Raw genomic sequence first — 12,958 nt, forward strand, 5'->3', positions numbered from 1 at the left:
GCTAATAATTACAAGATGAGGAACCCACCAAAATGAACGTCAAGATTTCCCACACTGCCGAAGTCCAGAAATTTCTCGAAGAGGCCAGCGGCCTGCTCAACGACGCCGGGGACCCACGGACCAAGGCATTGGTCTACCGCATCCTGCGTGATTCGGTGAACATCATCGAAGACTTGGCCGTGACCCCGGAAGAGTTCTGGAAAGCCGTCAACTACCTCAACGTGCTGGGTGCGCGTCAAGAGGCCGGGTTGGTGGTGGCCGGGCTCGGTCTGGAGCATTACCTTGACCTGCTGATGGACGCCGAAGACGAGCAGGCCGGCAAGGCCGGCGGCACGCCGCGGACCATCGAAGGCCCGCTGTACGTGGCGGGTGCGCCGCTGTCGGACGGCGAAGCGCGACTGGATGACGGCGTCGATCCGGGTGTGGTGCTGTTCATGCAGGGCCAGGTCAAGAACACCGCCGGCGAACCGTTGGCCGGCGCGGTGGTGGATGTCTGGCACGCCAACACCGGCGGCACTTACTCCTACTTTGATACCACTCAATCGGAGTTCAACTTGCGTCGTCGGATCGTCACCGATGCTGAGGGTCGTTATCGCTTTCGCAGCATCGTGCCGTCGGGCTATGGCTGCCCGCCGGACGGTCCGACCCAGCAACTGCTCGATCAACTGGGCCGTCATGGGCAACGGCCGGCGCACATTCACTTCTTCATCTCCGCGCCGGATCATCGTCACCTGACCACCCAGATCAACCTCGATGGCGATCAATACCTACACGACGATTTCGCCTATGCCACCCGTGACGAGCTGATTGCCAAGATCACCTTCAGCGACGATCAACAGCGTGCGGCGGCCCATGGTGTGAGCGGTCGCTTTGCCGAAATCGACTTCGATTTCACCTTGCAGACCTCCGCGCAACCCGACGAGCAGCAACGCCACGAGCGGGTCCGCGCACTCGAGGACTGATTGCGGAATCCTGTGGGAGCGAGCTTGCTCGCGATAGCGGTTTAACATTCAACATTGATGTTGACTGGCACTCCGTCATCGTCGGAACGCCGCCCGGAGCAAGCTCGCTCCCACAAGGGGTTTGTGCAGCTCGCCGGAAATGTCTCAAGCTCCTGACACACTGTTCTAGAATGGCCCGACGTTACCTATAACAACAATGAGAGTGACCCGATGATGCAAGCGCAACTGTTGAGTCAGCGCAGCACCGTATTTGACCACGCCGACCCTTACGCGGTGTCGGGCTACGTCAATCAACATGTCGGTAATCATTGCATTCTGATGCCCCGGGCCGGGCGACCGCTGGCCAGCCTCAATCACCGCAAGTTTGCCAGCCTCGACCTGTGCCGCATCAGCTATGGCGGCAGCGTACGGGTCACTTCCGGTGCACTGGAAAGCATCTATCACCTGCAAGTGTTGCTGCGCGGCAACTGCCTGTGGCGCGGCCACGGCCAGGAACACTACTTCGCACCCGGCGAGTTGCTGCTGATCAATCCCGACGATCCGGTAGACCTGACGTATTCCGACGATTGCGAAAAATTCATTCTGAAAGTCCCCACCCCGTTGCTGGAATCCGTGTGCGATGAACAGCGTTGGCGCTATCCGGGGCAGGGTGTGCGGTTTCTGGAGAACCGTTATCAGCTCGATGAACTGGAAGGCTTTGTCGGTCTGCTGGCGATGATTTGCCAGGAAGCCGAGGCCACCGAGCAGATTCCCAAGGTGCAGGAGCACTACGCACAGATCATCGTCAGCAAGATGCTCAGCCTGATGAAGACCAATGTCAGCCGGATCAGTCTCGGCTCACAGACGGCTACGTTCGAGGTGATCGCCGACTACATCGCGGGCCATCTCAAACAGGACATCGACAGCGAAGAACTGGCACGCCAGGCGCGGATGAGTCTGCGCTCGTTGTACGGATTGTTTGAACGCAACGCCGGCACCACGCCGAAAAACTACATCCGGCAAAAACGCCTTGAGCGCATCAACGCCTGCCTGAGCGACCCGACCTGCAACGTGCGCAACGTCACGGAAGTGGCGATGGATTACGGCTTCCTGCACCTGGGCCGGTTCTCCGACAGCTACCGCAAACAGTTCGGCGAATTGCCGTCCGACACCCTCAAGCGCCGCCATTGATCTCGGACCTACATTCACTATTGATGTCGCGTGACCTGACGCCATCGCGAGCAAATTCGCTCCCACAGGGGGCAGAGGCTGGACGTACATCTCGACCCAACCGAAATTACTGTGGGAGCGAGCTTGCTCGCGATGGGGCCGGTACATTCGCCATTGATGTCGCCTGACACGACGCCCTCGGGAGCAAGCTTTGCTCCTACAAAAAATCCCATTGCACAAAACGGATACAGGTCTGCACCCAGCGGATAGTCCGCCACTTCCCCCCGTCCTAGCATGGCCCTGCCTGAATAAAAACAATGGAGGCGGCGGCCATGTCCCTGCGACCCGAATACCTTCACTCCCTGCTCGAAGATGACAAAGAACAGGGCATCTATCGCTGCAAGCGCGAGATGTTCACTGACCCGCGGCTGTTCGATCTCGAGATGCAGCACATCTTCGAAGGGAACTGGCTGTACCTGGCCCACGAAAGCCAGATCCCCAACAAAAACGATTTCTACACCACCACCATGGGGCGCCAGTCGATCTTCATTGCGCGCAACAAGGACGGTGAGCTCAATGCGTTCCTCAACGCCTGCAGCCATCGTGGCGCGACGCTGTGCCGGCACAAGTCTGGCAACAAGAGTTCGTACACCTGCCCATTCCACGGCTGGACCTTCAACAACTCCGGCAAGCTGCTCAAGGTCAAGGATCCGGCCGAAGCGGGCTACCCGGCGAGCTTCAACTGCGAAGGCTCCCACGACCTGACCAAAGTCGCGCGTTTCGAGTCTTATCGCGGTTTCCTGTTTGGCAGCCTCAAGGCCGATGTCTTGCCGCTGGTAGAACACCTGGGCGAGTCGGCGAAGATCATCGACATGATCGTCGACCAGTCCGCCGATGGCCTGGAAGTGTTGCGCGGCTCCTCCAGCTACATCTACGAAGGCAACTGGAAACTCACCGCCGAAAACGGCGCCGATGGCTATCACGTCAGCTCCGTGCACTGGAACTACGCCGCCACTCAGAACCAGCGCAAGCAGCGCGAGGCCGGCGATTGCAATCCGACCATGAGTGCCGGCAGTTGGGCCAAACAGGGCGGTGGTTTCTATTCCTTCGACAAGGGCCACATGTTGCTCTGGACCCGTTGGTCCAACCCCGAAGACCGTCCGCTGTACGAGCGTCGCGATGAGCTGGCCCAGGACTTCGGCAAGGCTCGCGCCGACTGGATGATCGAGAACTCGCGCAACCTGTGCCTGTACCCGAACGTGTACCTGATGGACCAGTTCAGTTCGCAGATTCGCATCGCCCGGCCGATTTCGGTCAACCGCACGGAAATCACCATTTACTGCATCGCCCCCAAAGGCGAAAGCGACCACGCCCGTTCGAGCCGGATTCGTCAGTACGAAGACTTCTTCAACGTCAGCGGCATGGCCACCCCGGATGATCTGGAAGAATTTCGTTCCTGCCAGACCAGTTATCAGGGCAGCGTGACCGCCTGGAACGACATGTCCCGTGGCGCCGAACACTGGATCGAAGGCGCCGATGAGGCGGCCAAGGAAATCGACCTGCATCCGCTGCTCAGCGGCGTGCGCACCGAAGACGAAGGCCTGTTCGTGCTGCAACACAAGTATTGGCAGCAGACCATGCTCAAGGCCCTGGCCGCCGAGCAGTCCGAACTGATTCCTGTGGAGGCCGTGCAATGACCATCACCTATGACACCGTGCGGGATTTTCTCTACCGCGAAGCGCGCTACCTCGATGACCGGCAATGGGACGAATGGCTGGAGCTGTACGCCCCGGACGCGACGTTCTGGATGCCGTCCTGGGACGACAACGACGAGCTGACTGAAGACCCGCAGCGGGAAATTTCGCTGATCTGGTACGGCAACCGCACCGGCCTGGAAGACCGCGTTTTCCGCATCAAGACCGAGCGTTCCAGCGCCACCATGCCGGACACCCGCACCTCGCACAACATCAGCAACATCGAGCTGCTCGAACAGGCTGACGGCTTCTGCAAAGTGCGCTTCAACTGGCACACCCTGAGCTTTCGCTACAAGACCGTCGACAGCTATTTCGGCAGCAGTTTCTACACCCTCGATGTGCGCGGTGAAAACCCGCTGATCAAGGCCAAGAAAGTGATCCTGAAAAACGACTACGTTCGCCAGGTCATCGATGTTTACCACCTGTGAGGCAGCCGTCATGACTCATTCCATCGCATTCAATTTCGAAGACGGCGTCACCCGATTCATCGACGCCAACGCCGGCGAAACCGTGGCCGATGCCGCGTATCGCCAAGGCATCAATATTCCACTGGATTGCCGCGACGGCGCCTGTGGTACCTGCAAATGCTTCGCCGAGGCCGGCCGTTATGATTTGGGCGAGGAGTACATCGAAGACGCGCTCAGCGCGGAAGAGGCCGAGCAAGGTTTCGTCCTGACCTGCCAGATGCGCGCCCAGAGCGATTGCGTGGTGCGCGTGCCGACCTCATCTGAGGTGTGCCGCACCCGTCAGGTCAGCTATGACGCCACCATCAGCGCCGTGCGCCAGTTGTCCGACAGCACCATCGCGCTGTCGATCAAGGGCGAAGCCCTGAGCAAACTGGCGTTCCTGCCGGGGCAATACGTGAACCTCGGGATTCCCGGCAGCGAGCAGACCCGCGCCTATTCGTTCAGCTCGTTGCAGCGTGACGGCGAGGTCAGTTTCCTGATCCGTAACGTGCCCGGCGGCTTGATGAGCAGCTTCCTCACCGGCATGGCCAAGGCGGGCGACAGCATGAGCCTGGCCGGGCCGTTGGGCAGTTTCTACCTGCGTGACATCCGCCGTCCGTTGTTGCTGCTGGCCGGCGGTACGGGGCTGGCACCGTTCACGGCGATGCTGGAAAAAATCGCCGAGCAGGGCAGTGAGCATCCGCTGCATTTGATCTACGGCGTGACCAACGATTTCGATCTGGTGGAAATGGATCGACTGGAAGCGTTTGCCGCGCGAATCCCGAACTTCAGCTTCAGTGCCTGCGTCGCCAACCCGGACAGTCAGCACCCGCTCAAGGGCTACGTGACCCAACACATCGAGCCGCAGCATTTGAACGAAGGCGACGTCGATGTCTACCTGTGCGGCCCCCCGCCGATGGTCGAGGCGGTCAGCCAGTTCATCCGTGAAAAAGGCATCGCGCCGACAAACTTTTACTACGAGAAATTTGCCGCCAGCGCGGCGTAAGTATCAGCAACGACACCGTCTTTGTAGCAGCTGCCGAGCCTGCGAGGCTGCGTTCGAGCCGGGGTCGCGCTCGACCGAAGTCCTCGCAGACCCAGACGACTGCTGCGCAGCCGAACGCAGCCTCGCAGGCTCGGCAGCTGCTACAGATAGCCGATTCCCTGCGAAATTGATCTTCGCCACGAGGTATGTATGAACAGATTCACAGATAAAGTCGCGCTGATCACCGGCGCTGCCCAAGGCATCGGTCGGCGTGTTGCCGAGCGCATGGCGGCGGAAGGGGCGCGGTTGATTCTGGTCGATCGCTCCGAGCTGGTGTTCGAGGTTCAGCAGCAATTGGGGCAGGGCAGCCAGGTGCTGGCGCTGACCGCCGATCTTGAGCAATACAGCGAATGCAGCCGCGTCATGCAAACCGCCGTCGAGCGTTTCGGGCGTCTGGATGTGCTGGTCAATAATGTGGGCGGGACGATCTGGACCAAGCCTTTCGAGCATTACGAAGCGTCGCAGATCGAGGCCGAAGTGCGCCGTTCGCTGTTCCCGACGCTGTGGTGCTGTCATGCCGCGCTGCCGTTCATGCTTGAGCAGGGGAGTGGCGCCATCGTCAACGTTTCGTCCATCGCCACGCGCAGTGTCAATCGCGCGCCGTACGGTGCGGCGAAGGGTGGGGTCAACGCGCTGACCGCTTGCCTGGCCTTTGAAACCGCCGGTCGCGGGATTCGGGTCAATGCCACCGCGCCCGGAGGCACCGAAGCGCCGCCGCGGGTGATTCCGCGTAACAGCGCCGATCAGAGCGAGCAAGAGAAGGTCTGGTATCAGCAGATTGTCGACCAGACGCTCGACAGCAGTTTGATGAAGCGCTATGGCACGCTGGATGAACAGGCAAGCGCTATTCTGTTTCTGGCCAGCGACGAAGCATCCTATATCACCGGCATGATCATGCCGGTCGGTGGCGGCGACCAGGGCTGACGCGACTTGCCAACAACCCATCCTCAATCGGAGTCATCGTGATGAGCGACAAACCCACGATCGTGCTGGTCCATGGTTTTTGGGGCGGTGCTGCCCACTGGAACAAGGTCATCGCCGAGTTGATTCACAAGGGCATTACGAACATCCGCGCGGTGGAGATGCCGCTGACTTCATTGGCAGACGATGCGGAGCGCACGCGCAAGATGGTCGCCAAAGTGTCGGGGCCCGTGTTGCTGGTGGGGCATTCTTATGGCGGCGCGGTGATCACCGAGGCCGGCGATCAACCGAATGTGGTGGGGCTGGTGTACATCGCTGCCTTCGCGCCGGACGTCGGTGAAAGTCCCGGCGGCATCACGCAACGGCATCCACCCGCAGCGGCGGCCAACCTGGCTCCCGACAGCGACGGTTATCTGTGGGTCAAGCCTGAGCTCTATCACCAAAGCTTCTGCCAGGACCTGCCCGAGACCGAAGGGTTGGTGATGGGCATCACCCAGAAAGCGCCGCTGGCCAGCACCTTCGGCGACACCATTAACACGGTGGCGTGGAAGAAGAAGCCGTCGTGGTATCAGGTTTCCACGGATGACAGGATGATCTCGCCAGACAATCAGCAATGGATGGCAGAGCGGTTGAATGCCAGGGAGATCCTGACCCTGCACGCCAGCCATGCGTCCCTGGCGTCGATGCCGGTCGAGATTGCGGCGTTCATCGATAAGGCCGCGACGGCGTTGGCCGCAGGATAGAGAACCTTACAGGCGACGCTGAAACGCTTTGATGATTTTGAGCGTGGCGTCGCTTGTGTTCAGGTTCTGGACCGCTTCCAGCGGATACCAGATGCAATCGAAAATTTCGTTTTGCGGGCGGGCCTCACCCGGGTTCGTCACAACAGCCTCGTACACATGGTGTCGGGTGCTGCTCGTTTGCAACTCCATCAGGTACAGCATCCCGTCGACCCCAAGCCCTGTCTCTTCCTGAAGTTCTCGCGTGGCGGCGTCGGCAATGGCTTCACCACGCTCAACCTTTCCGCCGGGCAGCATCCAGCGACTCCTTGGCTTGCGCACCAGGAGAATGTGCCGGTCCTGCTCGCAAATGACGGTCGCGCGTACTTTCATGTGTTACCTGATTGCTGTTTGTCATAAATCAGTCATAAAAATGCAATATTCGAGCCGAGGTGTCTGTCTCAATGGTTGGAGTGATGGACGCGGTTGAAAGTGCAACCGGATGTCGGAATCCCGGCGCGACGTCTGGTCGGCACTTCATGGAAGGTCGGGTGTAAGGTATTCAAGTGAATCCAGGATCATCACTGCCGAAATGGAGGTGACTATGAGCGTTCCGATGCTGACCAAAATGCACATGAACGGTTATGACGTACTCAGCGTGAACAACGGCCCATGGCGGGTGTGCACCAAAGGTGACCGGCTTGGAGCCTTTGGCAGTAGAGAGGAAGCACTGGCCTTTGCGGCCGCTCTTCCCGGCTACAAGGCCAAAACGAGTCGGCCTGCACGCAGCCAGAAATCAGATAAATAGTACGCTTGCAGCCCCGGTTCGCCGGGGCTTTTCGTTGCCTGGCGCTGAGGTCTTGGGCTAATAACCGCCACCGCCGCCGCGGGAAGGCTCTCGGGCTTTTTGCTGCGCGTGACTCCATTCCGCGCAGGTCATGAAGCTTGTATGGTCGACCTTGCCCCCGCCATCGAAACTGACGTTGTACGTCTGCTGATGGCCGGCCTTCGTCAGCTTGTAGTCAAAGCACGTGCCAGGCTCAACGGTGCGATCCGTTATGGATAAAGGCTGGCCGCCAATCTGCTGGACTTGATCCTTGCTCATGCCGGTCTCGACCTTTGCGACGAGCGGCTGATCCCGATAAACACGCGATTCGGTACTGCAGCCACCCGACGCGGCCAGTACAACGACCAGCACGCATAGAGGCTTGTGCATGGCAGTGCTCCTGCTATTGAGCTTTCGTTCGAGTGATAATCCTGGCTTTCACTTCCTCGGCATAACCCTTCAGTCGTTCTTCATCTCCCTGAAACAACTCGCACAGCTTCAGGGTTGCTTGCGCATCCACGTCATTGCCGGCCAGGCGTAGCTGCTCTGCGATGCGCAAAAGCTCTACCGCTGACCATCTCAGATCCGACGCAAGACCTTGCAGGTCACGCCGAAGTTCGTTTTCAGATTCGTTAAGCCACATGATGACCTCCTGCCAATCTCCGCTACGAAATTTTAGTCCCATTTCCCGGGTCAGGGCGTTTTGTTCGTCTGAGCCGTGGGTGCAGCCTTTTGTCGGGAAAATCAACGCGAACCCGCAAATCTGATGTCGTAGTGAAGTAGTGAATTTTTGCTAGGGCGAGGCAACTTCAAATGACGGCTACTGATGACTTTAGATTTCATGCCCATGAGCTGATGGTTGATCTTGATGCGGCCACCACGGAAATGATGAAACTGATTTCTGCACATCAGTTGAGCGGCCCGGAATGGGAGCGGGTGACTCAATGGCAGCATGAGGCGTATGAAAGATGGATGACTTATCTGAACGAGAGGTCGTATCCGGATCCCGGCGAGCACAACGCTCCTTGCTGAGGTCAGTGCAACGGATGGATGTCTGGACAGCGGCACGCTACATTCCCCTTTTTCGGGATAAGGACGCGTCATGCGCAAATTGATTGGGGGAGTAGGGTTGGCGTTGCTGGCGGGCTGTTCGTTGCCCGCGTCCCTGGTGCCAGGTGAGCCCAATCTCAGCAAGTACAGCGACAAGGCGCCAAAAGACTATGCTGCGTGCGTTCTGCCGGCGTGGCAGCGGGAGATACCCAATACCACTCAATCGGCGATTTCCAACGGCTACAGAGTCACGGCGCCGAGCATCATCACGGCCGACGAGATCGTGGATATCGTGAAATCGAAGGATGGCAGTCACGTATCGCTTTATCAGGGGCCGCCCTGGGCGAAATCAGGCGCGTTGCGTCAGGCCGTGCGTGATTGTCTGTAAGGTTTAGTCGGTGATATCGGTCACCTGTCTGGATCTGGGCGCCTGGGGCGCGGTCTACACCGAGGGTTGGGACCGCCAGGTGAAGTTGGTCAAAGAGGAAGCCAAAGCGCTGAAAACCCAGATCAACACGATGTGGATCTACCCGCCCGCGGCTGATCGTGTCACTGCGCTGGCTTCAGCGGATCCGATGATTCCTGTCGCCTGAAACGTCGGCAGCGTTGCTTCGATAACGCTGCCTGCTTAGAAAAAATCCCGCCCGGGTTCTCTTGGGCGGGATTTTTTTTGCGCCTAGAGCGGTTGCGGTCGTGAAATTTAACGTGTACTTTTTCATGAAATTATAAGTATAAAAATTCACGAGGCCTGCATGTTTCAGCAATCTACCCGGCACGTCGCCAGCTATTACGCCCACACCTGCGCGGATCGCTTGGTGGATCGAGCTGTTCTTGAGGGCGAGCAGGATACCGAGGTGCTGATCATTGGGGCCGGCTTCAGTGGGTTGCATACGGCGTTGCGTCTGGCCCTGTCCGGTAAGCGCGTGACGTTGCTGGAAGCCAGTCGGGTGGCCTGGGCCGCCTCGGGTCGCAATGGCGGTCAGGCCATTCTCGGTTGGTCGTGTGACATGCCGCCGTTTGAGGCGGCGCTGGGTTATGAGCGAGCGCGCCGGTTATGGGACAGCATGCGCTGGGCGGCACGGGAGTTGCGAGACTTGCCCGCGCGCCATGGTTTTGATTGTGACTATCGGCCCGGCCACCTCTGGACGTCGGTGATGCCGCGTCGGGTGAGTCTGCTGACAGAATGGCAACACGAGGCCAGCCACAAGTGGGGCCACGATGGTTTGCAGTTCATTTCGCGCGAGGCGTTGCCTGATTGGGTCGCCAGTGAGCGCTACCAGGCGGGCCTGTTTGATCCTGAAGGCGGGCATTTGAATCCGCTGAAACTGGCGCTCGGCCTGGCCGCTGCGATTGAACAGGCCGGTGGACGCATTCATGAACAGAGCAAGGCGTTGAGTTATCGCGAAGACGGCGATCGTTACGTGGTCACCACTGAACGCGGTCGGATTCGCGCCGACGTGCTGGTGCTGGCGTGCAATGCCTACCTTGATCGGCTTGATCCGAAGCTGTCGAGTTGCGTGTTACCGGTTGGCACTTATCAGGTGGCCACCGCGCCACTTTCAGAGCAACAGGCGACCGCGCTGCTACCCAGCAATGTGTGCGTCACGGACAACCAGTTTGTCCTCGATTATTTCCGCCGTACGCCGGACAACCGCCTGCTGTTCGGGGGTGGTTGCACTTACCTGGGCGGCATGCCGACGGACATCGCCGCTGCGACACGGCCCTATCTGGAACGCGTGTTCCCCCAGCTCAAGGGCGTCGAACTGGACTTTGCCTGGGGAGGACACATCGATCTGACCCTCAAGCGCACGCCTGACATCGGTCGACGTGGCGATCTCTACTGGCTGCAGGGTTACTCCGGACATGGCGTGCTGCCGACATTGGCCGGGGCGCGTGCCGTGTCCGACGCGATACTTGGCCAGCCGGATGAGCTGGCGTTGTACCAGGGTTTGATCAACGGCAGTTTTCCCGGTGGAAAGTATTTGGCCGCACCGCTGGAAGCCATCGGCAAGGCCTGGTATCGGCTGCGCGACAGCCTTTGAAGCATCAATTTCGGGAAGCCTTAGATGGACATGCAAGAAGAAATCTCGGCGCTGGCGATCCTGATCCAGGACCTGCGCAAACACAAAAAATACACGCTGAAAGAGCTGGCGGACAAAATCGGTCGTTCGGTCGGGTTTCTCTCGCAAGTCGAGCGGGGGTTGTCACGTCCCACGGTGGCGGACTTGACCGCCATCAGCGAAACCCTCGGCGTGCCGACTACCTATTTCTACAGCTTGCCCAAGCCCATGGCATTGCCTTGGGTGACCCGTCCGGATGAGCGACGCACGCTGTACTACGCCGACGGGATTACCGACATCCTCGTCTCTCCGAAGATGAGGGCGTCCTTTTCAATGCTTGAAAGCCAACTGGAGCCCGGCGCCAGCAGTGGTGATCGGCACATGAACGACAGCTCGGAGCAGGGTGGCTATGTCCTCGAGGGTGAGCTGACGCTGTGGCTGGATGACGATAAACCGGTGACATTGCGCACCGGCGACAGTTTTCAGCTGGCCAGTCACACACATTGTCGCTACGGCAACCTCTCGGATCAGCTCGCCCGGGTGCTTTGGGTTTACACCTGATAAAAACAACAAGGAACACTAACGATGGATGCTGTCTGCTCTGATCTGGTTGCTGAGGTTCGCGCGTTTCGCCAGCGCTTCCCGCAGGTGCGTTACGTTGACCTGATTTCCCTGGATATCCCCGGGCATTTTTACGGTAAGCGCTACCCGATAGAAATGCTCGAGAAGGTCGCCGCAGGCAGCGCGCTCAAGCTGCCGCAAAACTGTGTGTTGCTGGGCACGCAGGGCGGTCTGTTTAAAATCGGCGACTACTGTTTCAACGACGGCGACCCGGATGCTCCACGCCGCTTGGTGCCCGGTACGCTCAAGCCCGTGAGCTGGGAAAAACAACTGCTGGGGCAGATGCTGATTACTTCAAGCGGTACTGAAAAGCCAATCGTCTTCGAGCCGCGCGAAGTGTTGGCGCAGGTGCTCGAGCGCCTCGGCCGAAAAGGGATTTTCCCCGTGGTCGCGTTCGAACTGGAGTTCTATCTGTTCGATCGTCAGCTACGTGACGGCTTGCCACAGTTCCCTCGCGATCAGCTGACCGACGATGCCGATGATCAGCCGAATATGCACATCGAACGGCTGTCGAGATTTTCACCGGTACTCGATGACATGGTCGAGACGGCGCGGGCGCAAGGCATCGATGCCACGGTGATCACTGCGGAGTTGGGCCCGGGCCAGTTCGAGATCAATTTCGGTCACCTTGACGACGGCCTGCGTGCGGCCGACTGGGCAGCGCTGTTCTGCCGCAGCACACGGGGCGTAGCCCTCAAGCACAACCACCGCGCCAGCTTCATGGCCAAACCCTACTTGCAGCACCCCGGTAGCGGCATGCATGTGCATGTGAGCCTTTACGACGAGGCGGGAACCAACCTGTTGGCGGCTAACGATCAGCAGGCGCTGCGCCATGCAGTGGCCGGTTGCCTTGAAGTGTTGCCGCATTGCATGCCGATCTTTGCACCGAATCACAACGCAATGCGTCGCTTGAGCGGCACGGTGAATGTCGCGACGCGCGCCAGTTGGGGCTTTGAAGATCGTGACGCCTGCCTGCGGGTGCCTGAGTCGGACGCTAAAAATCTGCGCATCGAACATCGCCTGGCGGGCGCGGATGCCAATCCTTATCTCGTGTTGGCGGCGATTCTGGTCGGGCTGGAGCAAGGGCTGGAAGTGGGGCGTGAACCGATTGCATCCCTCAACGAAGATCGTGGCAGCGGAATCGACTTCCCGCTGGAGATGCTGGAGGCCGTGCGTTCGATGCAAAACAACGTGCAGCTGCGCGAGGGTTTGGGGGCGGAGTTCGTGGATGTCTACTGCGAAAACAAGCGCCAGGACCATTTGGCATTCCTGCAGGACATCAGTGCGCGGGAGTATCGCTGGTACCTCTAAATCGGCCCTTGTCGGTGCTCGCCCATAAAAAATGTGTGGATATTTAATGAGTTAGAGGATTTAGTAACTGGATAGTGAATCAAAATATATTGTT

At 59.1% G+C, this 12,958-nt stretch carries 16 protein-coding genes and 1 pseudogene; 14 read left to right on the forward strand and 3 right to left on the reverse strand.

Annotation, left to right across the window (positions count from 1 at the left end):
• The first annotated feature begins 32 nt into the window (after positions 1–32).
• The 7 genes from catA (at position 33) to AC3IUE_RS13425 (ending at position 7,020) form a co-directional block, all read left to right on the forward strand.
• Positions 33–962, forward strand: a complete 930-nt coding sequence (catA, locus tag AC3IUE_RS13395; RefSeq protein WP_056744826.1) for a catechol 1,2-dioxygenase — start codon at positions 33–35, stop codon at positions 960–962.
• A 210-nt stretch (positions 963–1,172) separates the two neighbouring features.
• Positions 1,173–2,132 carry an AraC family transcriptional regulator gene (locus AC3IUE_RS13400; RefSeq protein WP_056740468.1) on the forward strand — a complete coding sequence of 320 codons (960 nt, stop codon included), beginning with the start codon at positions 1,173–1,175 and terminating at the stop codon, positions 2,130–2,132.
• A gap of 311 nt (positions 2,133–2,443) precedes the next feature.
• Positions 2,444–3,808: a benzoate 1,2-dioxygenase large subunit gene (benA, locus tag AC3IUE_RS13405; RefSeq protein WP_461997946.1), complete on the forward strand. Its 1,365-nt coding sequence runs from the start codon at positions 2,444–2,446 to the stop codon at positions 3,806–3,808.
• On the forward strand, positions 3,805–4,293 hold the full coding sequence (gene benB, locus AC3IUE_RS13410) for a benzoate 1,2-dioxygenase small subunit (RefSeq protein WP_095129739.1): 489 nt from the start codon (positions 3,805–3,807) through the stop codon (positions 4,291–4,293). The genes benA and benB overlap by 4 nt, the downstream gene beginning before the upstream one ends.
• 10 nt (positions 4,294–4,303) lie before the next feature.
• Positions 4,304–5,317 carry a benzoate 1,2-dioxygenase electron transfer component BenC gene (gene benC, locus AC3IUE_RS13415; protein WP_489267996.1) on the forward strand — a complete coding sequence of 338 codons (1,014 nt, stop codon included), beginning with the start codon at positions 4,304–4,306 and terminating at the stop codon, positions 5,315–5,317.
• 189 nt (positions 5,318–5,506) lie between these two features.
• The gene (locus tag AC3IUE_RS13420) at positions 5,507–6,280 is read left to right on the forward strand and encodes a 1,6-dihydroxycyclohexa-2,4-diene-1-carboxylate dehydrogenase (protein ID WP_489267998.1); all 774 of its coding nucleotides are present in this window, start codon (positions 5,507–5,509) and stop codon (positions 6,278–6,280) included.
• 41 nt (positions 6,281–6,321) lie between these two features.
• Positions 6,322–7,020, forward strand: a complete 699-nt coding sequence (locus AC3IUE_RS13425; protein ID WP_489268000.1) for an alpha/beta hydrolase — start codon at positions 6,322–6,324, stop codon at positions 7,018–7,020.
• Between the two features lie 6 nt (positions 7,021–7,026).
• Here the strand turns inward: AC3IUE_RS13425 and AC3IUE_RS13430 are convergent, their stop codons facing one another.
• Positions 7,027–7,389 carry an NUDIX hydrolase gene (locus tag AC3IUE_RS13430; protein WP_489268002.1) on the reverse strand — a complete coding sequence of 121 codons (363 nt, stop codon included), beginning with the start codon at positions 7,387–7,389 and terminating at the stop codon, positions 7,027–7,029.
• A 211-nt stretch (positions 7,390–7,600) separates the two neighbouring features.
• On the opposite strand from AC3IUE_RS13430, the gene AC3IUE_RS13435 reads away from it, so the two are divergent.
• Positions 7,601–7,804 (forward strand): DUF2188 domain-containing protein, encoded by a 204-nt coding sequence (locus tag AC3IUE_RS13435; RefSeq protein ID WP_489268004.1) that lies wholly within the window; start codon positions 7,601–7,603, stop codon positions 7,802–7,804.
• 57 nt (positions 7,805–7,861) lie between these two features.
• On the opposite strand, the gene osmE is transcribed toward AC3IUE_RS13435, so the two are convergent.
• Both osmE and AC3IUE_RS13445 read right to left on the reverse strand, forming a co-directional pair.
• Entirely contained in the window at positions 7,862–8,212 is a 351-nt protein-coding gene (osmE, locus tag AC3IUE_RS13440) for an osmotically-inducible lipoprotein OsmE (protein ID WP_489268006.1), read from the reverse strand.
• 13 nt (positions 8,213–8,225) lie between these two features.
• Complete coding sequence (locus AC3IUE_RS13445) at positions 8,226–8,465, reverse strand: hypothetical protein (RefSeq protein ID WP_056740482.1); 240 nt, start codon at positions 8,463–8,465, stop codon at positions 8,226–8,228.
• A 170-nt stretch (positions 8,466–8,635) separates the two neighbouring features.
• Between AC3IUE_RS13445 and AC3IUE_RS13450 the strand changes: the two genes are divergently transcribed.
• From AC3IUE_RS13450 to AC3IUE_RS13475, 6 genes and pseudogenes are all read left to right on the forward strand, one after another.
• The gene (locus tag AC3IUE_RS13450; RefSeq protein ID WP_056740484.1) at positions 8,636–8,854 is read left to right on the forward strand and encodes a hypothetical protein; all 219 of its coding nucleotides are present in this window, start codon (positions 8,636–8,638) and stop codon (positions 8,852–8,854) included.
• 70 nt (positions 8,855–8,924) lie between these two features.
• Complete coding sequence (locus AC3IUE_RS13455; protein WP_056740486.1) at positions 8,925–9,260, forward strand: hypothetical protein; 336 nt, start codon at positions 8,925–8,927, stop codon at positions 9,258–9,260.
• A 19-nt stretch (positions 9,261–9,279) separates the two neighbouring features.
• Positions 9,280–9,465 (forward strand): annotated as a pseudogene (locus tag AC3IUE_RS13460) (NAD(P)/FAD-dependent oxidoreductase); the annotation flags it as partial.
• 159 nt (positions 9,466–9,624) lie between these two features.
• The gene (locus AC3IUE_RS13465; RefSeq protein ID WP_489268008.1) at positions 9,625–10,914 is read left to right on the forward strand and encodes an NAD(P)/FAD-dependent oxidoreductase; all 1,290 of its coding nucleotides are present in this window, start codon (positions 9,625–9,627) and stop codon (positions 10,912–10,914) included.
• Between the two features lie 24 nt (positions 10,915–10,938).
• Complete coding sequence (locus AC3IUE_RS13470; protein WP_008154577.1) at positions 10,939–11,493, forward strand: helix-turn-helix domain-containing protein; 555 nt, start codon at positions 10,939–10,941, stop codon at positions 11,491–11,493.
• A gap of 24 nt (positions 11,494–11,517) precedes the next feature.
• Positions 11,518–12,864, forward strand: a complete 1,347-nt coding sequence (locus tag AC3IUE_RS13475) for a glutamine synthetase family protein (protein WP_056740492.1) — start codon at positions 11,518–11,520, stop codon at positions 12,862–12,864.
• Positions 12,865–12,958: the final 94 nt, after the last annotated feature.

It is taken from the genome of Pseudomonas sp. GL_093 (assembly GCF_057837605.1).